Origin of the sequence: Comamonas sp. CMM02, from assembly GCF_014851485.1 — a bacterium.
Classification (GTDB): Bacteria; Pseudomonadota; Gammaproteobacteria; order Burkholderiales; family Burkholderiaceae_C; genus Comamonas; species Comamonas avium.
In genome coordinates, this window is sequence record NZ_JACUZW010000003.1 from 467,795 (window position 1) to 489,720 (window position 21,926).

Below are 21,926 nucleotides of genomic sequence, written 5' to 3' on the forward strand. Positions count from 1 at the left end.
CCTATCAGCCTGAAAAATGCAGATGTGCTGCCGCGTGGCAGCGGTCAGTACCGGTCTTTATGCATGGATGCCATGTCATGAAAGCGAGCGACACCGCTGCCGCTCGCTTGGGTCACCGCCAAAAGCTGCCAGGCGCGCACGCCCAGCGGCGGTGACATGATCCGTTTACTTTTTCAGGTCAGAAGGCTGCAGGCTCTTGGTGATGTCGTCCTCGTACTTGGTGACCTCACTGCCTTTCCAGCGAGCCAGATAGAAGTCCTGTACGCCCAGACCTTCGTGGTTGGTCTTGGAGAAAGGCTTGCTGTAGGTCTTGATGACACCGGGTACAGAGTCCAGATTTTCCAGCGCGGCAGCAACCTTGGGGCCATCGGTGCTGTTGGCCTGCTTCATCGCAGCGGCAATCAGCATCACCGAGTCATAGGCCTGGGCAGCAGCAGGGAATGTGGTCAGCGTGGGAAAGTTCTTGCGAATCCGTTCGCCCAGAGCCTTGGTCTTTGCACTGGTGTCCTCCGTCGTGGAGGCCGCCATGATCAGGTTCGGAGCCAGCGCGGGGCCCGTCATTTTGGGGAACAGCGAGCTCAGATTGCCCCAGGCACCCAGCGTGGTGGGCTGGTAGTTGATCTTTTCCATGCTGCGCACCACCTGGGCTGTGCCGTCCGCCAAGCCATAGACGATCACGGTGTCGGCGCCAGCAGCCTTGATCTTGGACAGCTGCGAGGTGATGTCCGTGTCTTTGGGACCGAATTTTTCCACCGCCACCGGCTTGATGCCGTGCAATGCCAGTATGTCGGTGGCATCCTTGGTGCCGCCTTGTCCGTAGCCGGTGGAGTCGGCAATGATGGCAACCTTCTGGGTCTTGGTGCTCTTTGCTGCATAGGCACCCAGCAATGCGGTTTGTTCGCGGTCAACCATGGAGACGCGGAAAAGGTAGTTCTGGGCTTCCTTGGCGTAACGGGTTGTGATCTCCGTGCCGGTGGCAATCGGCACCACTACCGGAATTTTCTTTTGCTGCGGGATGTGCAGCCAGGCCAGGGCGTTGCCGGAATTGGCAGGCCCGACCACAGCAGCTACCTTTTCGTTGTCGATCAGCTCTGTCATGTTCTGGATGGACTTGGGTGGCGTACCCAGATCGTCACGGATGACGCCCACCACCTTGCGGCCCAGAATACCGCCCGCTTTGTTGACATCTTCAATGGCAGCCTCAAAAGCCCAGCGTCCGGAAATTCCCAGCTCGGCCACACCGCTGCCGGACAGGTCGGCGTTATAGCCAATCTTGATGTCCTGGGCGAAGGCGCCTGCACCAGTGAACAAAGCTGCTGCCATCATGCTGTAGGCGAATTTCTTGCTTGTCTTCATGCTTGTCTCCTTGTATGTCATGCAGGGAATAAGGCTGTGCGTTTTCCTGCAATGTGTTCGGCTCTGTATGGCCGACGGTGCACTGTAAATTCACTGTACCCACGTGAGTAGGTACAGTTCGTCGGTACAGCCCTTGCCTGTGGTTAACCCTAGCCTGCAGTGAATACAGGTAGGGACCGTTTTGCTGCCGTATTCAGGGTGGCGGGGGCATCAGTGCGGCGAGTGCTGCTGCTCATGAGGGGGGCAGTCGCCTTGGTCGAACTCAAGGCAGGCGTCCTTAATTTCAGTCTGAGGGCTGCGCAGTTCAGGCAATTGATTCAATGGCTGCCCGGATCGCAGCTCATAGACTTCGTGCTCAAAAGTGCTGGTCAGCAGCGTTCAACTGGCCTGTTGATGCAATGGATTGTGGTGGCCGCCAAACTTCGCTGGTGGTAGCCACTGGACTTCTTTCACGCATGGCTTCCTGAACGAAGACATGTGGCGATCGCCGGATTGCGATGTGTAAACGAATTGCCTTGGTGTATTCACGCGTTCTTGCTAGGACGGGCAGCTGAGATGGAGCCTGCGGCAATCACAGCTTCATAGACTGGCTAAGCCTTGTGCGCATCAGCGCCAGTAAGGCGGCCCTAGCACTTGGTCACAAGCAAAAGCTGCAGCAATTGGGTATCGGTTGCGGTTGCGGTTGCGGTTGCGGTTGCGGTTGCGCAGCTTGTTCCATAGCCCATCTTGAATGGGCTTTGTGGGGTAACTGCTGGCAGGTGCCTGGGTCCTTGCATGCATCAAGCATGGCCGCGAAGGTCGTGCCGACCAGGATTTAAGGCGTTGGTGCCTTGAAAGGCGCGCCGGTGAGCTTGGCTCCCGCCTTGATGCCTTTTGCTGCAAACCAGCCCTGGTTCATCTCCAGCACGTACCGCACAGGCTTGGCGGAGCAGTGGGAGTTTTCATCCAGCGGCTGCATATCAGCCAGATTGACAATGGTTCCGTCATCAGCCACGAATGCCGCCGTCAGTGGCAACAAGGTGTTTTTCATCCAGAAGCATTGCACGCCGGGGCTTTCAAACACAAACAGCATGCCTTCGTGCTGGGGCATCGAGGTGCGGTGCATCAAGCCTGTCTGGCGCTCATGAAAGCGCGCTGCAACTTGCGTATCAATGCGGAACATGCCTGCTCGCAATTCAATACGAGGCAGGTTCAGTTGTGGCTCGCCCGCAGGCGCTTGGGCATGGGCGGCAAAGCCCGTGGCCAGCAGGGCAGCCAGTGCCAGGCGGGCGCTTAATCGGAGTGGCAGCAGGTTCATGGCGCTATTGTGCAATGTCATGCAGGTGCCTGTGTATGTCTTGGACGACTTACAAGCTCACCTAGAATGATTGTCCAACGCTGTATACACACGGCATCGGTTTTGAGTTGGAGTCAGGAGACCGCGTTTCATGAGCAAATACACCCATATTCAAATCCCCGCGCAAGGCCAGAAGATCACTGTCAATGCGGACATGACCCTTAACGTGCCCCTGCAACCCATCATTCCCTTTATTGAGGGCGATGGCGTGGGCCGCGACGTGACCCCGGTGATGCGCAAGGTGGTGGATGCCGCTGTGGCCAAGGCCTATGGCGGGGCGCGCCAGATTCAGTGGATGGAGGTGTATGCCGGTCAAAAATCCACCCAAATCTACGGCCCCGATGTGTGGTTGTCTGACGAGACCATGGATGCCGTGCGTGAGTACGCTGTGTCCATCAAAGGCCCGCTGAACACGCCTGTGGGCGGGGGCATTCGCTCGCTGAACGTTGCATTGCGTCAGGAGCTGGATCTGTATGTCTGTCTGCGCCCCATGCGTTACTTCAAGGGCGTGCCCTCGCCGGTGCGCGAGCCCGAGAAGACCGACATGGTGATCTTTCGCGAAAACTCGGAAGACATTTATGCGGGTATTGAATTTGCCGCCGGCAGCGACAAGGCCAAAAAGCTGATTGCCTTTTTGCGCGACGAGCTGGGTATCGACAAGATCCGCTTTCCTGAAACCTCGGGGCTGGGCATCAAGCCGGTGTCCAAAGAGGGCACAGAGCGCCTGGTGCGCAAAGCCATTCAGTACGCAATCGACCATGACAAGCCTTCAGTCACCTTGGTGCACAAGGGCAACATCATGAAGTTCACGGAAGGCAGCTTTCGCGACTGGGGCTATGACCTGGCCGTCAAAGAGTTTGGTGGCGAGCTGATTGATGGTGGCCCGTGGGTGGAAGTGCTCAGCCCCAAGACAGGCAAACGCATCACCATCAAAGACAGCATCACCGATGCGTTCTTGCAGCAGGTGCTGCTGCGCCCGGCCGAGTACAGCGTGATTGCCACGATGAACTTGAATGGCGACTACATCTCGGACGCGGTGGCTGCACAAATTGGCGGCATTGGAATTGCTCCGGGGGCCAATATGTCCAATGCCGTGGCCGTGTTTGAAGCCACGCATGGAACAGCCCCCAAATATGCAGGCAAAGACTATGTGAACCCCGGCTCCATGATCCTTTCCGGCGAGATGATGCTGCGGCACATGGGCTGGTCAGAGGCGGCAGATTTGCTCATCAGTGGCATGGAAAAAGCCATTCAAAGCAAGAAGGTGACGTATGACTTTGCGCGCCTGATGGAGGGCGCAACCCAGGTGTCCTGCTCAGGCTTTGGGCAAGTAGTGATCCAGCATCTGTAAGCGTTCTGCGCTCAACCACCCCGCAAGGCTTTGCGGGGTTTTTTGTGCCCAAACAGGGCATCGGCGTTGATTTAGCCAGCGCCAGTAGCTATCGAATATGAGTATTTTGCTTTCTTCCGCCACCCCCGTGCCTGAACCTGTAGACGGCATGCAGGGGCGTGCGCGCAAGCTGGCCATGGCGGTCATCGTCTGTGGCTTGATGATTTGTGTGCTCGATAGCACCATGCTGAATCTGGCCTTGCCGCAAATGGCACGCCAGTGGCAGATTGACCCGTCCTACACCCTGTGGGTGGTCAATGCCAACCAGATCGCTTCACTGGTGTTGCTGTTGCCACTGGCGGCGCTGGGTGACAGGCTGGGTTACAAGCGCGTGTACCTGTGGGGCATGCTGGTATTTGGCTTGGCCAGCATCATGGCGGCGCTGGCACCTTCACTGCCCTGGCTGATTGCTGCGCGTGCGCTGCAAGGGATGGGCATGGCAGGTGCCTTGAGCGTCAATGGTGCGCTGGTGCGTCAGATTTATCCGCGAGGCATGCTGGGGCAGGGCATGGCCTTGAACTCCATGGTAGTGGCGCTGAGCACGGTGATGGGCCCTGTGCTGGCGGCTTTGGTGCTGTCGCAACTGAACTGGCGCTGGCTGTTCAGCTTGCACCTGCCTTTGGCGCTGTGGGTGTGCTGGCTGGGTATGCAGGCGCTGCCCAAGCCTCGCCAAGGGTCTGACGCACGCGGCCTGTCGTGGTGGGACGTGGGCCTGAACGTAGTCATGTTTGGCTCAATTTTCTTGGCGCTGGATCGTGTCAGCCATTCGCAGGGCGGGCAAGGCTTGCAGTGGGCGGCCCTGTGGCTGGGTATTGGCCTGATAGCAGGTGTTTTTTATGTGCGACGCCAAAAACGCGAAACGCAGCCCATGCTGCCGCTGGATTTGCTGCGCATTCCTGTGTTTGCCCTGTCTATGGGCGCATCGATCAGCGCTTTCAGCGCGCAGACCATTGCCTTTTTGGCAGTCCCGTTCTTGTTGATTGAAACTCATGGCGTCAGCATTGGCCGGGCAGGGTTGCTGATCAGTGCCTGGCCTCTGGCGCTGGCCGTTGTGGCCCCGATGGTGGGGCGCAAAATTGGCCGTATTCCAGCGGGGCGGCTGGGGGCTATGGGCATGTCGCTGTTTGCCGCAGGCCTGTGCGCACTGGCTTTACTGCCCGTGGGCGCTGCGGCTTGGGATATTGCATGGCGTCTGGCGCTGTGTGGCGCAGGTTTTGCCATGTTTCAGTCGCCCAACAATCACACGATTGTGACGACAGCCCCTGTGCACCGCAGCGGGGCTGCCAGTGGCATGCTGGGCTCAGCGCGGCACACCGGGCAGGGCCTGGGTGCCGTATGTCTGGCCGGGGCGTTCGTGCTGTGGCCGGGCACTGAAGGTGTGGCTGAGCAACGTGCCATGTGGCTGGCTGTTGCGTTTGCGGTGCTGGCGGCCTGCTTTAGCGGCTTGCGCTATACGCCAGTTGCTGCAGCTTCAAAAAACTGAACGCAGTTCGATGCATGCCGTGCTAAGTCTTCGAGGGCATGGCTTGAACGCTGGCACGGGCTGCATTTACTCCTTCGGCGAGGCTGCGGGTACAAATTCATCCCATGGTGCTTTAGACGATACATGTGTGTGCTTTTGCTTTTGCGGCGTGAAAGGCGTATCCAGCGTACCCAAGGTGATGCAGACCCAGTCAGACCAATCCCCCTCGGGCTGTGACCAAAATAGCGATGAGCCGCAGTGCGCACAGAACTGACGCAGCGCAAATTCAGACGACGCATAGGAGTGAATGTCCGCAGACCCGGCCACGATACGCAGGGCACTGTGCGGTACAGCACCATAGGTCGAAAATGCAGCGCCATGGCTTTTTTGGCACTGCCTGCAATGGCAGTGCGTCACGGCCTTGGGGGGTGTCAGCAGTTCATAGCGTACCTTTGCGCAAAGGCAGCTTCCGTGATAAATCTTTGGCACCCTCTGGGGCATAGGTACGCAGCAACGTTAACAAAAAGCGTGATCCTACCTTGTGCTGGCTGCCGATTTGTCGCAGCAGCAAACTTGAAATTTTGGCTGTGACCTGATCGCTGAAACCTGGCAATGCGATGCGTTAATCACATGCATTCAAGACTGCGTCTGGCGCGTTGTCAGGCTTGCGATCTGGGCTCCAGCCGCAGCTCCAGCGTCAGGGATTCAAGGTGAGAGCCTTCACGCAGGGGCTCCACTTTCCCAGCCTGAATAAAGCCATATTTTTGGTACAGGCTCATGGCTGGGCTTTGGGCAAAAGTAACGCCCAGGCGAACACGTTGTGCGGCCATTTTTTTGGCCCACCTAACGGCGAAATCCAGCAACGCGTGGCCTGCCCCTGATCCTCGGCAGGCAGGGTCTACCCACATCTGGTAGATGTGTGCGGTGTCTGGCTCAGCAGCAGACAGCTTGCACCAGACCAAGCCACACACATCTTCTTGGGAGTAAGCAAATAAAGGGCAGTCACTGCCGGAGGAAAGGGCTGTCTCTATCTGACGCTGCCAGGCCGCATCCGTTTTTGCGCTTTCGATTGCGTAAGTGCTTCCAAAGGCGTCCGGTGCATCGCGCAGCGCACGCAGTCGTACGTCACGGTATTTTTGCCATTCACTGGCTTGAATCTGGCGGATATGAATCAAGATAGCTCCTTGAAAAGGCGTGCCATTTTTTGTTTACCAAGAACGCAGCTGGATACGGGTGAAGCAATATGCTGGCACCCGCACAATGAAAAGCCCAAGCGTATCTGGTCAAGGCATATGGGTTTGCTGGTGAGTAGTTGGCAAAAATCCTCATCGATTGATGCGACTCAAGCACAGTGGCCCAGTTCATGCGGTAACTTGGATACCTTCACTCTTGCGCAGTGACAAGGAAAAGAGACAAGCACCATGGCCAAAAAATTTCCAGTAGTTCCAGCCCATCCCGAGCGATTGTGCTGGGGTTGCGATCAGTATTGCCCAGCAGACGATCTGCGCTGCGGCAATGGCTCGGACCGCACGCCGCACCCCTGTGAACTCTGGGGTGACGATTGGGAGCAACCCCTTACCCCGCAACCGCAGCCACAGGAAGCCAGCAAACGTTTGCAGCGCTGATCGCTTGCGCGTGCAGTGGGGCGCATGACTCTGAATTGCATAAAAGCGTCATGCTACAGGTGGCCAGCACAAACAGGCAGCAGTAAGCAACAGCAAACAGCAGTGCCTTGTGGCGCGCATTGGTCTATAGGCGTTGTAGATTCGAAGCATGAAGACACTGCTTGCAGAACATCTGGCCAACTGGTCGTTAGCGATTGACGGCCAACCGATTCAGACGCCTACAGCCTTGCTGCAACCCGTGATCTGGCAGGGGCAGGCCGCGATGCTGAAAATTTCAACGGCCAGTGAGGAGATTGAAGGCTATGCGTTGCTGCGGTGGTGGGCTGGCGATGGCGCTGCCAGAGTTTTTGAACAATCCGGCCCAGCCATCGTGATGGAACGATCGGTAGGGTCACGTTCCCTCGCTGCGCTCAGCCGAGAGGAAAACGATGACGAAGCCTGTCGCATTATTTGTGCCGTGGTTGCGAGGCTGCATTCGCCTCGCGCTGTGCCAACGCCTGCGCTGACGCCATTGAATGTCAGCTTCAGAGCGCTAGAAACATCTGCGCTGGGAGGGCATGGTGTTTTGCACCCATCACGGCAGGCTATGACGGAGCTTTTGGCGCATCCGCAAGATGTCAGGTGTCTGCACGGAGATATTCACCATCACAATATTCTCGATTTTGAAGCAAGAGGCTGGCTTGCTATTGACCCGAAGGGGCTGTGGGGTGAGCGTGCTTTTGACTATGCCAACCTATTTTGCAATCCAGCGCTTGAAGTTGCTGGCAATACGGCGCGGTTTTTGTCACGTGTGAGCTTGGTGGCCGAACATGCCCATCTGGACAGGCAAAGGCTTTTGAAGTGGATTCTTGCGTGGGCTGGCCTGTCGGCAGCATGGCATTTTGAGGATGGAACGTCTGCCGAAATCGCTTTGCAGGTTGCCCAAATGGCGGATGCTGCATTGAACAGCGTGTGATGTGCAACTGGGGCCATGTTGCGTGGCCTGCGCCATGCGCCGGGATGAAGCTGCCATTTAAAATTGGCGTCATCTATGAAAAAGATCAAACGATTGCTTGTAATGGTGGCGCTGGGCGCCGTCTCTTCTGTATTTGCCGCACCTTCCGCTCAGGAGAGACCTGAGTGGGCAGGCTGGTTTGCAAAGGCACCTGCCGTTGGCACCATGGTGGTGCTGGATGCCAGAGCACCAAAGGAGCAGCTGTGGGTGCACAACCCCCAGCGGGCCGCCCAGCGGTTTTCGCCTGCATCGACCTTCAAAATTCCTCACGCACTGTTTGCGCTGGAGGCGGGGGCGATCAAGGATGAATTTGAAGTCATCCCCTGGGATGGGGTGCACCGTGGCAATAGATCCTGGGATAAAGACCAGGACTTGCGCTCATCCATGCGCAACTCCACGGTGTGGGTGTATGAGCGCTTTGCAAAGCAGCTGGGTCTGAAGCAGGAAACTGCATTCATGGAAAAAATCGGGTACGGCAATGCCTTATCCACTGGAGCCGAGCCATTCTGGGTCGAAGGAGACCTGGCAATCTCTGCCTTTGAAAAGCTTGATTTTCTCCAGCAGCTCTACCGCAACCAGTTGCCCTTCAAGCTTGAGCATCAGCGGCTGGTTAAAGACTTGATGATCAATGAGGCAGGTGCTGACTGGATTTTGAGAGCCAAGACCGGATGGTCAGGAACGATTGGCTGGTGGGCCGGCTGGGTTGAATGGCCAACGGGGCCCGTCTTTTTTGTGATGAATATCGACACACCAAACAGACTGGGCGATCTGGCAAAACGCCAAGGCATCACACGGCAGGTATTGCGTTCGATACAGGCCTTGCCCGCTGTTCCCTAGAGATGATCGTCTCGTGGTCGGGAAAGCGGGCTGTACTGATGGCTGCAGGCAACCCAGCAGCTCGATAGGCCTGCTCTTTTTCTTTGAGCACTTGCTCTTTGGGTGGACGGGTAGATCACGGCCAACGGCATGACTGCCGTTGCAGTGCATCAGCTTTTTTCTGTTTGCGTCATGGATGTGGCCTGCGAAGGGTTGTAGTGCAGCGCATTGAGCAAGCCCTGCGGGTCAAGGCATTGCACCAGCAGCGAACCTTGGTTGGCTTTGATCAGTTCATTGACCAGTGACTGCGCGCCCCCAGCCATGCGGGGCGAGGCAATGATGTTGTCGTGTGTGAAGTGGTTCACGCCATGCAGTGCGTCAACCAGCACGCCCAGCTTGCGGTCATCGTGCTCCAGTACCACCACCTGGCTTTGGTCTGTCATACGGGTTGGCTTGCCGGTCAGCAGCTGTGCCAGGTCAAACACCCAGACATAGCCTGTCACATGGCCTTGAGAGTGGCGTGCCAGGGTGCCACGGCAATAGCGCAGGCGACCTGCAGAGACAGGGTTCACGGCTGAGGCAGGCAATGCCTCCAATACCGATTGAGCACGCAGAGCAAATAATTGCTGGCCTATGTAAAAGGTGGCCATTTCAACGCCGTGCATGTTGTTTCCCGTTGCCTCTATGGCGTGGTGAGACGGGTCGGGCGCATTGCTGTCGCTGGCCACCTGACCAAAAGACTCAATGGAAATGGCCAGCACGTCGTCCCGATAGCCATCGGTGATTTTGAATTCACGATAGCCACGCGAGACGCCTGCACCGACGATGCAGTACTGGTTGTGATACACCGAGATAACGGCATTGCTGGTGCCGTTTTGCAGTTGCAGCAAATGCGCGGCGGGCAATTGCACGGTGCTGCCAGGCGGTGAAAGCGGGTCGGTGCTTGCCAGCACGAGGCCCGCACGGTTCACGTACAACGCGCGTGTCTTCGGTTTGCCGATCAGAGCGCTGTTGAGCATGGCCTGTAGTTCAGGAATAGCATTAAAGACAATAGCAATCCCGCCGACAGTGGTGGCGCTGTCATCGTCTGTGCGAATGGGCGCGTGATAGATGTATGTAGCGCCTTCAGCGCCTGTCTGCTGTGCGGTCCACTGGCTGACATGGTAGGACTGGCTGTGATTGAGCGCCATCACGGCTTGCAGTGTGGCGCTGTCAATGTGCTGCCCTAATACGTTGCTTCCATCGGGCAGCTGTGGGTGGCTGGCACACAGAATGCGGCCATTGCGGTCATAGACCATCAAGCGCGTGTAGACGGTGTAGAGGCTGTTGATGTGCTCTAGCACGCGTGTGGCTTGGTCCAGTAGCTCACTGCCAGGTGTTTCGTGTGGATGACTTTGGATGAGCAGTTGCTGCAGTATGGGAGACAGCGCCCACCAGCGGCAGTCATTGGCGCGTTCGTAGAGGTTGCGGTCAAGCAAATCGACCAGCAGCTGCGTCAGCGACTGACTGTCTCGCAGGCCGGCGCTCAGCACGGTGTCATACAGGTCGCGAATGGATTGCTTGAAAACAAAGTTGGTCCGGGCGCCTGTTTCGCCAATTTGCTCCAAGACAGATTTCAACCGGCTGGAGCCTGCACGCTGGCCTGCAGTCATCACTTGACCGTTCCACACCACCCGCCGGATAGAGTCAGCGGCTTTGATGATGTCGTACAGCGGCGGGCAAAAGCTTTTGGCGTGGGCCAGCAGGCCTTGCGCCACATCGGGGGCAAGGCTGTCCACACAACGCATTATTTTGGTGCCAAATGCCTGTTCAATCGGCATCATGACCTGGCCTTTCCAGCCGCTGGGTCCCGGGTAGCCCTGGTATCCGCTGGCGGAAACGGTTTGCACAAGATAGGTGCGCCCGGAGTGGGTGTACAGGTTGGGTGCACCATCTTGGTTGGTTGGAACCAGCGTGCCCAAGGCAATCCAGGCGGTATCGCTGCTGGCAATCACACGGTTGTGCTCATTCAACAGTAAAGCAACGCTGCGGCCCTGAGCCGCACTGCTGCCCGCAAAAATGCCCGCCATTTCACCTTCAAAATCAAATGACAGGCACAGCACGCCGCAGGGCTGGCCTGATACGGGGTGGAGCATGCGTTGCGTGTAGAGCAGCGCTTGTTGCTTGTGGGGCCGCAAATCGCAGTACTGAAAGCTTTCAACATAGCCGCTCGCTGCCAGTGTCTGCGCCAGTATCGGTTCGCGGGAGCCTTCTACAGGCGAGCTTTCATCGAGCTGTGCCAATACCGTGCCTTCGGTATTGATGAGCATGATTTCGTCATAGACCGTGTATTTGCTGCGATACGCCTGCAGCCGATCAATGATGCCGCGGCTGTCGGTCAGGTTGGCGACGTAATTGCACAAGCTGCGGTCGGTGGCAAGAAAGCCGATATCGGCCGTGCGCTCGTAGAGGTTACGTACGACGATGTCGATCACGTGGTGGGCACAGGTGGCGATCTCGGACATGACCTCTGTCAGTGATTCCGAGACCATGGACTGCACCAAATCTTGCTCCAGCCGTTGAAAGCCCTCGCGCGTGGCGGCCATCATGGGCAGCATGCTGCTGGCCTCTTCGGCGCAATTCATCTTGGCTGAAGATTCAATCAAGCGCCACATGAGGTTGAGCTCATGCAAAGAGCGCTCGCACCGCGCTACATCCCGCATAAAGGGGATAAAGGTGTCAATATGGATCTCGTTGTCTCTTGCCATACCAGCCCTCCGTGTCCGGGCTGATTGGTTATGAGATTTACGTTCAGCCTCGGTAACTGCTTGTAAGCAAAAGCCAGGCCAAAACTTGATGCAAGTTAAGTCAGATCGATGTTGTGCACTTGAATGCTGCCCGCAGCACGATCTTCCAAATAACGCTGCAGCGTGATGCTGACGGTGCGAAACGCCAGCTCATCCCAGGGAATATCTGCAGGCTGAAACAGGCGTGCTTCAATGGTTTCGTAGCCGGGGTTCAGGGTTTCACTGCGCAGGCGCGCGCAATAGAACAAATGAACCTGTGCCACGCGGGGAACGCTGATGACGGAAAAAAGGCGGCCCATTTCAATGTCTGCGCCGGCTTCTTCGTCCGTTTCACGTGCGGCCCCTTGCGAGGTGGTTTCATCCAGTTCCATGAAGCCTGCTGGCAGTGTCCATTTGCCCCAGCGCGGTTCAATGTTGCGTTTGCATAGCAAGATGCGCCCATCGTCTGTGACGGGAATACAGCCCACCACATTCAATGGATTTTGGTAGTGCACCATGCCACAGCCTGTGCACATAGCGCGAAGGCGGGTGTCCCCATCAGAGGGGATTGCCTGCTCCGTGGCGCTGCCGCATTGGCTGCAAAACTTGATGGCTGGACGAAAATTCATGCGTCAGTCTTCGCTTAAGCCGTGATTGCTACGCGCAAGGGTGCCAGACCAGTGATGCCGCCTTGCAGCACGTCACCAGCCTGGACTGCGCCAACACCTTCAGGGGTGCCCGTCATGATCAGGTCGCCCGGTTGCAGCTCCCACGCTTGGGAGATGTGTTCAATGGTTTCTGCAATGTTCCAGATGAGCTGGTTGATGTGGCTGCGCTGGCGATCCTGCCCATTCACCTGCAGCCAGATTTCTGCTTGGGCCACATCGCCAGCTTGTGCCACCGGAGTGATGGCGCTGATGGGGGCGCTGTGTTCAAAGGCTTTGCCAATGCACCAGGGGCGCCCTTGCTTTTTCATCTCACCTTGAAGATCCCGGCGCGTCATGTCCAGACCGACGGCGTAGCCCCAGATGTGTTCCATGGCTTGTGCGGCAGGAATGTTTTTGCCGCCCTTGCCAATGGCAACGACCAATTCAATTTCGTGGTGGAGATTGCTGGTCAGGCTGGGGTAGGGCATTGCGGCGGTTGCGCCTTCTTCACAGACCAGGACGGCGTCAGCGGGTTTCATAAAGAAAAATGGGGCTTCACGGCCGGTGAAGCCCATCTCCTTGGCATGTTCTGCGTAATTTCGACCGACGCAATAAATGCGGTGAACGGGAAAGCTATCAGACTGACCCACAACTGGGACACAAGCTTGGACGGGAGGTGTGAACACAAAGCGCATGGCAAGAGCAGCAAAGGGAATGAAGGCCAAAGTGTGCCATGAGTTTTGGGCCTGTTGAGCAGGGTATGCTGCACAGGTGACTGATAACAAGCATCTTTCGCAGCAATGGCTGCAACCGGACTGGCCCGCCATTTCTGGCGTTCATGCACTGTTTACCACGCGTGATGGCGGGTGCAGCACTGCCCCGTGGAACGCAATGAATTTGGGAGACCATGTGGGGGATGATCCCCAGAACGTAGCAGCCAACCGGCAGGTGCTGCGCAACGTGATCAACCGTATGTCCGGCAAAACCGTGCGGACCGTTTTTATGCAGCAGGTACACGGATGCGATGTACAGGTCATGCAGCATGGATCTGCCGAGGGTCAAGCGTTTGACGCCAGCGTGACGGATCAATCCGGGGTGGCGTGCACCATCATGGTGGCAGACTGCTTGCCCGTGCTGATTGCCCATCGATCTGGCTTGGCCGTTGCTGCCGCCCATGCAGGCTGGCGTGGGCTTGTGGGCGAGGGTGGGCATGGCGTGCTGGAGGCTGTATGGCAGGCCTATGCCAGGCAACTGCGTGTGCCGGCTGATAGCCGCCAGCTGGCGCTGGACACGCAAGTCTGGCTGGGTCCATGCATTGGGCCTGATGCCTTTGAGGTGGGAGATGAAGTCCGCCAGGCATTTGTGAACGCATCTCCGCAGGCAGGCGCGTGCTTTGTAGCCTCAACGCATTCGGGAAAGTGGCTGGCGAACTTGCCACAGCTGGCCCGTCAGCGCCTTGAGCAAATGGGTCTCAGCCAGATCTATGGCAATGACGCAAGCGATGCGTGGTGCACGGTGGCCAATGCGTCACGGTTCTTTTCGCACCGCCGTGATGCTGCTGTGCTGGGTAGCACCGGGCGCATGGCCGCCTGCATCTGGAAGGACTGAGTCTGCCGCTGCCTCTGTTGTCTGGGCTGGCAGTGCTTCATCGTAAGCACGCTGCTGCGCTTGTCTGCGCGCTTTGAGTTTGCGTTTGCGCTCAGGCGTTCCAAAAATGTAGACAAGAATGCCCATTGGCAGCAGGCCATAAAGGACAAAGGTGATAAGGGCGCCCAGCAGACTGCCTTGCGGGCTTGTCGCTTCTGCTAGTGCCATCATCGCCGTGACATAAAACCAGGCAATCACAATTAAATACATGTCTGAAATGTGCCTGATTTATGAGCGGGTGTTTGTAATTTCCTCTTGATTCGAGTCAATGAGCACAGCTTTTGCTTGAAACAGTGCCTTTGCCGCATTGCCACAAACATGTGCCTGGGCAACAATCTGTGCATATACAAAGCAAGTGAAAAAATTGCTTGCAAGCCAACAAGGAAGACAAGCATGAGCTCAGAGGAATCCTGGAACCCCAGTACCAATGCCCAGCAGTTTTTTGCAGATCAGTGGGCAAAGGCTTTATCGGCTTTCCCTTCAGTCGCCAGTGATGCTTCGCACAAGCCTGGCGTGCAGTTTGATTCCTCGAAGTTGCAGGCCCTGCAACAAGACTATGTGCAAGAAGCTGCCAAGCTGTGGGCCAATGGTCTGGCATCACCGGCCGCATCGCAGGACAAGCGTTTCGGTGGTGCGCCCTGGCTGAGTAACCCGCTGGCGGCACTGACAGCTTCTACCTATCTGCTCAATGCCAAGGCCTTGACGGGTATGGCCGATGCCATTGAGGCCGATGAAAAAACGCGCCAGCGCGTTCGCTTTGCAGTGGAGCAGTGGGTGGCCGCAATGTCGCCGAGCAACTATCTGGCTTTGAACCCCGAGGCCCAGCAAAAAGCCATTGACACCAAGGGCGAGAGCTTGGCCAAGGGCATTCAGAACTTGTTGCACGATATGGAGCAGGGTCACGTTTCCATGACGGACGAGAGCGTGTTTGAGGTTGGCAAGAACGTTGCCACAACCGAAGGCGCAGTGGTCTATGAAAACGAGATTTTTCAGCTCATCGAATACAAGCCTCTGACTGCCAAGGTGCATGAGCGGCCTTTCCTGCTGGTGCCTCCATGCATCAACAAGTACTACATCCTCGATTTGCAGCCTGAGAACTCCTTGATTCGATACGCAGTCAGTCAAGGGCATCGCACGTTTGTGGTGAGCTGGCGCAATCCCGATGAATCTCTGGGCCACCTGACCTGGGACGATTACATTGAAGAAGCACTCCTGCGTGCGATCAAGGTGGTGCAGGAGATTGGTGGCACGCCGCAGATCAATGCTTTGGGCTTTTGTGTGGGCGGCACCATGCTGTCTGCCGCGCTGGCGGTTCTGGCGGCGCGCAATGAACACCCCGTTGCCAGTGCAACACTGCTGACCACCTTGGTCGATTTCACTGACACCGGTGTACTGGATGTTTTTATTGATGAAACCTTTGTGCAGATGCGCGAGGCCCAGATGGGGCAGGGCGGTCTGCTCAAAGGGCAAGAGCTGGCATCTACCTTCAGCTTCCTGCGTCCTAACGACTTGGTCTGGAATTACGTCGTTGGCAATTACCTGAAGGGGGAAACTCCCCCTGCGTTTGATTTGCTCTACTGGAACAGCGATGCCACGAACCTGCCAGGCCCCTGGTACGCCTGGTATCTGCGCAATATGTACCTGGAAAACAATATGGTGCAGCCGGGCAAACTGTCGGTGTCTGGCACACCGCTGGATCTGGGCGCCATAGATATACCCGTGTATATCTATGGCTCGCGCGAAGATCACATCGTGCCAATTACTGCGTCTTATGCAGCCACGCAGGTGCTGCCTGGCAATAAGCGGTTTGTGATGGGGGCATCAGGCCACATTGCAGGGGTGATTAACCCACCCGCCAAGAAAAAACGCAGTCACTGGATTCGCGAAGATGGTGCCTTGCCAGCTACGCACAGTGAATGGCTCAGCGGTGCGCAAGAGCTGGCGGGTAGCTGGTGGACGGACTGGGCTCAATGGCTGCAGGGCCACGCAGGCAAGCTGGTACCTGCGCCAAAACGCTATGGCAGAGCCACTAAATACAAAGCCATTGAAGATGCTCCAGGCCGCTACGTGCAGCAAAGGGCATAACTGGCATGGTGCTTAGGCGCTGTGCATCAACCGTAAAAATTTTCCTCGCCGCTCGCATTCGCAGCAATGGCGTACTAAGCAATTCACTACAAGGGACTCGATATGGAAGACATCGTCATCGTTTCAGCTGTGCGTACAGCGGTGGGCAAATTTGGAGGAGGCCTGTCCAAGGTGCCGGCAGTCGATCTTGGCGCCGCGGTGATCAAAGAGGCGCTGCAGCGCGCCCACATTCCTTTGGATCAAGTGGGTGAAGTCATCATGGGCCAGGTGCTGGCAGCTGGCGCAGGGCAAAACCCTGCGCGGCAAGCCATGATGAAGGCAGGTGTGGCCCAGGAGACCCCAGCTCTGACGATCAATGCCGTGTGCGGTTCTGGCTTGAAGGCCGTCATGCTGGCGGCACAGGCCGTGGCAACAGGCGATAGTGAAATTGTGGTGGCTGGCGGTCAGGAAAACATGAGCCTGTCTCCCCACGTGCTGCAAGGCTCGCGTGAAGGCCAGCGCATGGGCGACTGGAAGATGCAGGACACCATGATTGTGGATGGCCTGTGGGATGCCTATAACCACTACCACATGGGCATCACTGCGGAAAACGTAGCCAAAGGCAATGACATCTCTCGCTCGCAGCAAGATGAACTGGCGATTGGCAGCCAGCAAAAAGCAGCAGCAGCGCAGGATGCGGGCAAGTTCAAAGACGAAATCGTGCCGGTCCTGATTCCTCAGCGCAAGGGCGATCCCATCGTGTTTGACGCGGATGAATACATCAACCGCAAAACCAATCTGGAGGCTCTGTCTGGTCTGAAGCCTGCTTTTGACAAGGCCGGCTCAGTGACTGCGGGCAATGCTTCAGGTATCAACGACGGCGCTGCCGCGGTGGTGGTGATGTCCGCCAGCAAGGCACAGGCGCTGGGGCTGACACCGCTGGCAAAGATCAAGGCCTATGCCACCAGTGGACTGGACCCTGCGACCATGGGCATGGGCCCGGTCTTTGCAACACGCAAAGCGCTGGAGCGTGCGGGCTGGCAAGTAGGGGATGTGGATCTGTTTGAACTCAACGAAGCCTTTGCAGCGCAGGCCTGTGCGGTCAACAAGGTGCTGGGCATTGATGCGGCCAAGGTCAACGTCAATGGCGGCGCCATTGCGATTGGACACCCCATTGGTGCGTCAGGCTGCCGCGTGCTGGTGACGTTGCTGCACGAAATGCAACGCCGCGGCGCCAACAAGGGTGTAGCAGCCCTGTGTATTGGTGGTGGCATGGGTGTGGCGCTGGCCGTTGAGCGTTAAACCATGGACACAGGTGGTCTGATGCGCAAATACCCCAGGTGGGTTAACCGCAACCCAGACCATCGTGCTTTGCAACTACAGTCTTTATGCATAGTTGAAATTGGCATAAATAAATCAGGAGATAGGGAATATGAATAAGAAAGTAGCTTATGTGACTGGTGGTATGGGTGGCATTGGAACCACCATGTGCCAGCGTCTGCACAATGACGGTTTCAAAGTGATTGCGGGCTGCGGCCCCACACGTGACTACAAGAAGTGGCTGGATGAGCAAAAAGCCTTGGGCTTTACGTTTTACGCTTCGGTTGGCAATGTGAGCGAGTGGGCTTCTACTGTAGAAGCCTTCAATCAGGCCAAGCAAGAGCACGGCACGATCGATGTACTGGTGAACAACGCGGGCATTACACGTGACCGCATGTTCTTGAAGATGACCCCTGAAGACTGGCAGGCCGTCATTGAGACCAACCTGAACTCCATGTTCAACGTGACCAAGCAGGTTGTGGGCGACATGGTTGAAAAGGGCTGGGGTCGCATCATCAACATCAGCTCGGTCAACGGTGCCAAGGGGCAGGCGGGGCAGACCAACTACTCAGCGGCCAAGGCGGGCATGCATGGTTTCACCATGGCTTTGGCGCAAGAGCTGGCCAACAAGGGCGTGACTGTCAATACGGTCAGCCCTGGCTACATCGGGACAGACATGGTCAAGGCCATTCGTCCTGAGGTGCTCGATAAGATCGTGGCGACCATTCCGGTCAAGCGTTTGGGAGAGCCCAAAGAGATTGCATCGATTGTGTCGTGGCTGGCTTCTGACGATGGCAGCTATTCCACAGGTGCAGATTTTTCCGTCAACGGCGGTTTGCACATGCATTGAGCATGTGAACCCACAAAGCAAAAGCCCGCAGATGCGGGCTTTTTTGTTGGGTGAAACTTTGTCAGAGTCAGCTGCGTTTGACACCTTGCAGGCAAGGCGGGCGCTGATTTTGTTTAAAGACGAGAAGGTGCGCGTTTACGGTCGCGTTCGTCTTCAGGCCAAACAGAAAAAATAGCTGGGGTTTGCATTGTGTTCACTCCTTTGCCTATTCAACGTGCAGCTTGAAGCCATGGCTGACGCTGTTTGTGCAAGCGTTTGCATGAATTGTTCAAGCTTGTTTTTGCATGGGAAGCCAGAAAAACGAAACCCGCTGAGGCAAGCGGGTCTGGGTGCTGGCAGCCGCAGCTACCAGTCAAAAACTGGATCAACCGCGCAAAGGGGCGCGCTTGCGATCACGTTCGTCTTCGGGCCAGATAGAGAAAATGGTATTCATGGTGGTCTGATTCCTTATGCTTGATCAACGCCGTTGCGAATGTCTGGGTTGACGCAGAAGTGAAATTTTTTTGATGCCGGTGCTGTCAGCGCGCGTTACAGGCGTGCAGGGCTGCGCTTGCGATCGCGTTCGTCTTCGGGCCAGGCAGAAAGGATGTTGTTTGCATTCATGGGGATTTACTCCTTGTGTACAGAACCAACGCGGTCTAATCAGATGGCGTTGACACCTAAAAGTAAAAAAATGCATCGCTAAAACAGTACTGTTTGGGCTTTTGGCACAGGGTGCATTGCGTCGCCATAGAATCTTTGGCTGTGTTGGTTGACTGCACGACGCCCGTGCTGTGCTGATATTTGTCTGGTAACGCTGATGTCTTTGAATCTCTGGCTTTTATATGTGTCTTTGGCGGCTGCTGTGATTGCCTCGCCCGGGCCTTCGGCGTTACTTTGTGTTTCGCATGCGGTCAGCCATGGTGCGCGCAGGACGGTTGCCACCATCGTGGGGGGCATTACGGCATCCATGACCTTGATGGCACTTTCTGCACTGGGCCTGGGTGCAGTGATTGCGGCCTCTGATACGTGGTTTCAGACCATTAAATGGGCAGGAGCCGCGTACCTGGTGTATTTGGGTATTTCTGCCTGGCGTACCCGCCCTGCAACCAAGCAGACAGATGCTGCTGAGCAGGCGGATGCTGGCGTGCCAGCAGCTGTTCCAGCAGCTTTGCACACTGCAGGCAGCGCGTGGAAGCTTTATCGCAAGGGCTTTATGGTGGGTATTGGCAACCCCAAGGACTTGCTGTTTTTTAGCGCCTTGTTTCCCCAGTTCTTGGACCCCAGTGCCCCTTTTGCCATGCAGATGACCATTTTGGGCGCAACGTGGATGGTGCTGGATGGCTCCATCATGTTCGCCTATGCGCTGTGCGGCGCCAAGATGATGGCGCGGCTGGCCAGCGGTGGCGCGGGGCAATGGTTTCACCGGGTAACTGGCGGTGCCTTCATTGCAGCTGGCGGGCTGCTGGCTACGGCGCAGCGTTAAACCCAGTACTGGATAAAAAAAGTAGCTGCCATCGCTTATGAGGCATTGTTTTCAGATAGTTTGGTATCTGAAAATCAATGTACACAAGCGTTAGCAGCTACTTTTTTGTTGCATTTAAAGGAATGCTGGTTTAAGCCAGACCCGCTTCCTGAGTCAGCGCTTCAATGGTTTCGCTCAGCTCCAGCCAGCGCTCTTCCAGCTTGTCCAGTTCATCGCCCACGGCTTTGAGGCGCTTGCCGGCTTCGGCAATGTCTGCCGGTGACAGGGGTGTGGCCAGCTTGGCTTCAAGCTGGCTCTTTTCAGTACCCAGAGCGGCAATGCGCTGGTCCAGCTTGTCCAGCTCTTTCTTGAAGGGCTTGGTCTTTTCGGTGAGCAACTGGCGTGCCTGGGCAGCCAGTTTGCGTTGCTCGCGCTGGTCGCCTTGCGGCTCGGGTGCTGCGGCGACCACCACGGGTGCGGCCACGGGTGCTGCAGCCGGGGCCTTGGCTTGGGCGGCTTGCTCGGCGTTTTTGGCTTCCTCGCGCAGGCGCTTGGATTCTTCCAGCAGGTAGCGCTGGTAGTCGTCCAGATCGCCGTCGAAGGGCCCGACCACGCCACGGCCCACCATCCAGAAGTCTTCGCAGACCGAGCGCAGCAGCGATCGATCGTGCGAGACCAGCATGACGGTGCCGTCGAAGTCGTTGAGCGCCATGGCCAGCGCTTCGCGGGTTGCCAGGTCCAGGTGGTTGGTAGGCTCGTCCAGCAGCAGCAGGTTGGGGCGCTGCCAGACAATCATGGCCAGCACCAGACGGGCTTTTTCGCCACCACTCATGGTGCCAACGGCCTGCTTGACCATGTCACCAGTGAAGTTGAAGGTGCCCAGATAGCTGCGCAAATCTTGCTCGCGGCTGGGTTGCTTGGCGTCGGGGCCCAGCTCCTTGGCCAGATGGATCATGTGCTCCAGCGGGTTTTCGCTGGGGCGCAGCACGTCCAGCTCCTGCTGGGCAAAGTAGCCAATGTTCAGGCCCTTGCCTTCAGTGACGGTGCCGCCCAGCGCCTGCATGGTGCGGGCAATGGTTTTGACCAGTGTCGATTTGCCCTGGCCGTTGGCACCCAAAATACCAATGCGCTGACCGGCCAGCACCGAGCGGTTGACGCCCGACAAAATGGTGGTGGGCACACCGTCTTCGTCGTAGTAGCCGAACGATGCATCGCTGATGGCCAGCATCGGGTTGGGCAGGTTGGCGGGTTCTTTGAACTCGAACGTGAAGTCGGCTTCGGCCAGTACCGGGCCGATCTTTTCCATGCGCTCGAGCTGCTTGACCCGGCTTTGTGCCTGCTTGGCCTTGCTGGCCTTGGCCTTGAAGCGGTCAATGAACTTTTGCAGGTGTGCCATCTTCTCTTGCTGCTTGGAGAAGCTGGCGGCTTGCAATTCAAGCTGCTGGGCGCGCAACTCTTCAAATTTGCTGTAGTTACCGCCGTAGCGGTTGAGCTGGCCACTTTGAATTTGCAGGGTGACGTTGGTGATGGCGTCCAGAAACTCTCGGTCGTGGCTGATGACAATCATCGTGCCCGTATAGCGTTTGAGCCAGGCTTCCAGCCACACCAGTGCATCCAGGTCCAAGTGGTTGGTAGGCTCGTCCAGCAGCAGCAGGTCTGACGGGCACATCAGTGCGCGGGCCAGTTGCAGGCGCATGCGCCAGCCGCCAGAAAAGCTGTTGACGGGGTTGTCTAACTCGCTGGCACGAAAGCCCAGTCCCAAAATCAGAGCTTGGGCGCGGGCTTCGGCATCGTGCGCGCCGGCATCGTGCAGGTCAGAGTAGGCGTGGGCGATGGCCATGCCGTCGTCGCTGGCCTCCGCTTCGATCAATTGGCGCTGTACTTCGGCCAGCCGGGTATCACCCTCCAGAACAAACGCCGTCGCGCCTTGTTCGGTCTCTGGCATGTTCTGGGCCACTTCGGCCATGCGCCAGCTGGTGGGGATGTAGAAATCACCGCCGTCTTCGTGCAGTTTGCCGCTGAGCAGCGCAAACAAAGATGACTTGCCAGCGCCGTTGCGGCCAACAAGGCCCACGTTTTCACCGGGGTTGATGGTGGCGGACACGTTGTCCAGCACGGCTTTGCTGCCACGTCGCAATGTGACGTTTTTGAGGGTGATCATCGGAGCGTTCGGAAAAAAGGCGCACCCGCGCGGGGCGGGTGCTGTTGTC

General features: G+C 57.1%; 19 protein-coding genes. 11 read left to right on the forward strand and 8 right to left on the reverse strand.

Annotated features, from left to right (window positions below):
- Positions 1-165: 165 nt before the first annotated feature.
- Positions 166-1,356: an ABC transporter substrate-binding protein gene (locus tag IB213_RS11675; RefSeq protein ID WP_192406635.1), complete on the reverse strand. Its 1,191-nt coding sequence runs from the start codon at positions 1,354-1,356 to the stop codon at positions 166-168.
- A gap of 252 nt (positions 1,357-1,608) precedes the next feature.
- Here IB213_RS11675 and IB213_RS11680 point away from each other — a divergent pair, with 252 nt between their 5' ends.
- Positions 1,609-1,791 (forward strand): hypothetical protein, encoded by a 183-nt coding sequence (locus IB213_RS11680; protein WP_192406638.1) that lies wholly within the window; start codon positions 1,609-1,611, stop codon positions 1,789-1,791.
- Positions 1,792-2,170: 379 nt separating this feature from the next.
- On the opposite strand, the gene IB213_RS11685 is transcribed toward IB213_RS11680, so the two are convergent.
- The gene (locus IB213_RS11685) at positions 2,171-2,674 is read right to left on the reverse strand and encodes a DUF192 domain-containing protein (protein ID WP_192406641.1); all 504 of its coding nucleotides are present in this window, start codon (positions 2,672-2,674) and stop codon (positions 2,171-2,173) included.
- A 109-nt stretch (positions 2,675-2,783) separates the two neighbouring features.
- On the opposite strand from IB213_RS11685, the gene icd reads away from it, so the two are divergent.
- Positions 2,784-4,043: an NADP-dependent isocitrate dehydrogenase gene (gene icd / locus IB213_RS11690; protein WP_192406643.1), complete on the forward strand. Its 1,260-nt coding sequence runs from the start codon at positions 2,784-2,786 to the stop codon at positions 4,041-4,043.
- 97 nt (positions 4,044-4,140) lie between these two features.
- Entirely contained in the window at positions 4,141-5,565 is a 1,425-nt protein-coding gene (locus IB213_RS11695; protein ID WP_225561081.1) for an MFS transporter, read from the forward strand.
- Positions 5,566-5,631: 66 nt separating this feature from the next.
- Here IB213_RS11695 and IB213_RS11700 read toward each other — a convergent pair whose 3' ends face one another.
- Together IB213_RS11700 and IB213_RS11705 are read right to left on the reverse strand one after the other, a co-directional pair.
- Positions 5,632-6,045 (reverse strand): GFA family protein, encoded by a 414-nt coding sequence (locus IB213_RS11700; RefSeq protein ID WP_225561082.1) that lies wholly within the window; start codon positions 6,043-6,045, stop codon positions 5,632-5,634.
- Positions 6,046-6,203: 158 nt separating this feature from the next.
- Positions 6,204-6,719: an N-acetyltransferase gene (locus IB213_RS11705; protein ID WP_192406649.1), complete on the reverse strand. Its 516-nt coding sequence runs from the start codon at positions 6,717-6,719 to the stop codon at positions 6,204-6,206.
- A 246-nt stretch (positions 6,720-6,965) separates the two neighbouring features.
- Here IB213_RS11705 and IB213_RS11710 point away from each other — a divergent pair, with 246 nt between their 5' ends.
- The 3 genes from IB213_RS11710 to IB213_RS11720 all read left to right on the forward strand — a co-directional run bounded on the left by IB213_RS11710 (position 6,966) and on the right by IB213_RS11720 (position 9,000).
- The gene (locus tag IB213_RS11710) at positions 6,966-7,169 is read left to right on the forward strand and encodes a DUF3079 domain-containing protein (RefSeq protein WP_191724340.1); all 204 of its coding nucleotides are present in this window, start codon (positions 6,966-6,968) and stop codon (positions 7,167-7,169) included.
- Positions 7,170-7,317: 148 nt separating this feature from the next.
- Positions 7,318-8,124: an aminoglycoside phosphotransferase family protein gene (locus IB213_RS11715; RefSeq protein WP_192406652.1), complete on the forward strand. Its 807-nt coding sequence runs from the start codon at positions 7,318-7,320 to the stop codon at positions 8,122-8,124.
- 102 nt (positions 8,125-8,226) lie between these two features.
- A complete protein-coding gene (locus IB213_RS11720; RefSeq protein WP_225561118.1) occupies positions 8,227-9,000 on the forward strand; it encodes a penicillin-binding transpeptidase domain-containing protein in 774 nt (257 codons plus the stop codon).
- 149 nt (positions 9,001-9,149) lie between these two features.
- Here IB213_RS11720 and IB213_RS11725 read toward each other — a convergent pair whose 3' ends face one another.
- The 3 genes from IB213_RS11725 to IB213_RS11735 all read right to left on the reverse strand — a co-directional run bounded on the left by IB213_RS11725 (position 9,150) and on the right by IB213_RS11735 (position 13,086).
- Complete coding sequence (locus IB213_RS11725) at positions 9,150-11,726, reverse strand: chemotaxis protein CheW (protein ID WP_192406658.1); 2,577 nt, start codon at positions 11,724-11,726, stop codon at positions 9,150-9,152.
- Between the two features lie 95 nt (positions 11,727-11,821).
- Positions 11,822-12,373: an NUDIX hydrolase gene (locus IB213_RS11730; RefSeq protein WP_191724344.1), complete on the reverse strand. Its 552-nt coding sequence runs from the start codon at positions 12,371-12,373 to the stop codon at positions 11,822-11,824.
- Positions 12,374-12,387: 14 nt separating this feature from the next.
- Positions 12,388-13,086: a fumarylacetoacetate hydrolase family protein gene (locus IB213_RS11735; protein ID WP_191724345.1), complete on the reverse strand. Its 699-nt coding sequence runs from the start codon at positions 13,084-13,086 to the stop codon at positions 12,388-12,390.
- A gap of 76 nt (positions 13,087-13,162) precedes the next feature.
- Between IB213_RS11735 and pgeF the strand changes: the two genes are divergently transcribed.
- The 5 genes from pgeF (at position 13,163) to IB213_RS11760 (ending at position 19,737) form a co-directional block, all read left to right on the forward strand.
- Positions 13,163-13,999: a peptidoglycan editing factor PgeF gene (gene pgeF, locus IB213_RS11740; RefSeq protein WP_192406661.1), complete on the forward strand. Its 837-nt coding sequence runs from the start codon at positions 13,163-13,165 to the stop codon at positions 13,997-13,999.
- 432 nt (positions 14,000-14,431) lie between these two features.
- Positions 14,432-16,123: an alpha/beta hydrolase gene (locus IB213_RS11745; RefSeq protein WP_191724347.1), complete on the forward strand. Its 1,692-nt coding sequence runs from the start codon at positions 14,432-14,434 to the stop codon at positions 16,121-16,123.
- A 102-nt stretch (positions 16,124-16,225) separates the two neighbouring features.
- Positions 16,226-17,404, forward strand: coding sequence for an acetyl-CoA C-acetyltransferase (locus IB213_RS11750; RefSeq protein ID WP_192406663.1), 1,179 nt, complete (start codon positions 16,226-16,228; stop codon positions 17,402-17,404).
- 130 nt (positions 17,405-17,534) lie between these two features.
- The gene (phbB, locus tag IB213_RS11755) at positions 17,535-18,272 is read left to right on the forward strand and encodes an acetoacetyl-CoA reductase (RefSeq protein WP_191724349.1); all 738 of its coding nucleotides are present in this window, start codon (positions 17,535-17,537) and stop codon (positions 18,270-18,272) included.
- A 799-nt stretch (positions 18,273-19,071) separates the two neighbouring features.
- Complete coding sequence (locus IB213_RS11760) at positions 19,072-19,737, forward strand: LysE family translocator (protein ID WP_192406665.1); 666 nt, start codon at positions 19,072-19,074, stop codon at positions 19,735-19,737.
- 130 nt (positions 19,738-19,867) lie between these two features.
- Here the strand turns inward: IB213_RS11760 and IB213_RS11765 are convergent, their stop codons facing one another.
- Entirely contained in the window at positions 19,868-21,877 is a 2,010-nt protein-coding gene (locus IB213_RS11765; RefSeq protein WP_192406668.1) for an ABC-F family ATP-binding cassette domain-containing protein, read from the reverse strand.
- Positions 21,878-21,926: the final 49 nt, after the last annotated feature.

Excerpts from the sequence above, each read along its gene's own strand:
- IB213_RS11675 (WP_192406635.1), bottom strand. The coding sequence starts at position 1,356 with ATGAAGACAAGCAAGAAATTCGCCTACAGCATGATGGCAGCAGCTTTG.
- IB213_RS11685 (WP_192406641.1), bottom strand. The coding sequence starts at position 2,674 with ATGACATTGCACAATAGCGCCATGAACCTGCTGCCACTCCGATTAAGC.
- icd (WP_192406643.1), top strand. The coding sequence starts at position 2,784 with ATGAGCAAATACACCCATATTCAAATCCCCGCGCAAGGCCAGAAGATC.
- IB213_RS11695 (WP_225561081.1), top strand. The coding sequence starts at position 4,141 with ATGAGTATTTTGCTTTCTTCCGCCACCCCCGTGCCTGAACCTGTAGAC.
- IB213_RS11700 (WP_225561082.1), bottom strand. The coding sequence starts at position 6,045 with ATGCCCCAGAGGGTGCCAAAGATTTATCACGGAAGCTGCCTTTGCGCA.
- IB213_RS11710 (WP_191724340.1), top strand. The coding sequence starts at position 6,966 with ATGGCCAAAAAATTTCCAGTAGTTCCAGCCCATCCCGAGCGATTGTGC.
- IB213_RS11715 (WP_192406652.1), top strand. The coding sequence starts at position 7,318 with ATGAAGACACTGCTTGCAGAACATCTGGCCAACTGGTCGTTAGCGATT.
- IB213_RS11720 (WP_225561118.1), top strand. The coding sequence starts at position 8,227 with ATGGTGGCGCTGGGCGCCGTCTCTTCTGTATTTGCCGCACCTTCCGCT.
- IB213_RS11725 (WP_192406658.1), bottom strand. The coding sequence starts at position 11,726 with ATGGCAAGAGACAACGAGATCCATATTGACACCTTTATCCCCTTTATG.
- IB213_RS11730 (WP_191724344.1), bottom strand. The coding sequence starts at position 12,373 with ATGAATTTTCGTCCAGCCATCAAGTTTTGCAGCCAATGCGGCAGCGCC.
- IB213_RS11735 (WP_191724345.1), bottom strand. The coding sequence starts at position 13,086 with ATGCGCTTTGTGTTCACACCTCCCGTCCAAGCTTGTGTCCCAGTTGTG.
- IB213_RS11745 (WP_191724347.1), top strand. The coding sequence starts at position 14,432 with ATGAGCTCAGAGGAATCCTGGAACCCCAGTACCAATGCCCAGCAGTTT.
- IB213_RS11750 (WP_192406663.1), top strand. The coding sequence starts at position 16,226 with ATGGAAGACATCGTCATCGTTTCAGCTGTGCGTACAGCGGTGGGCAAA.
- phbB (WP_191724349.1), top strand. The coding sequence starts at position 17,535 with ATGAATAAGAAAGTAGCTTATGTGACTGGTGGTATGGGTGGCATTGGA.
- IB213_RS11760 (WP_192406665.1), top strand. The coding sequence starts at position 19,072 with ATGTCTTTGAATCTCTGGCTTTTATATGTGTCTTTGGCGGCTGCTGTG.
- IB213_RS11765 (WP_192406668.1), bottom strand. The coding sequence starts at position 21,877 with ATGATCACCCTCAAAAACGTCACATTGCGACGTGGCAGCAAAGCCGTG.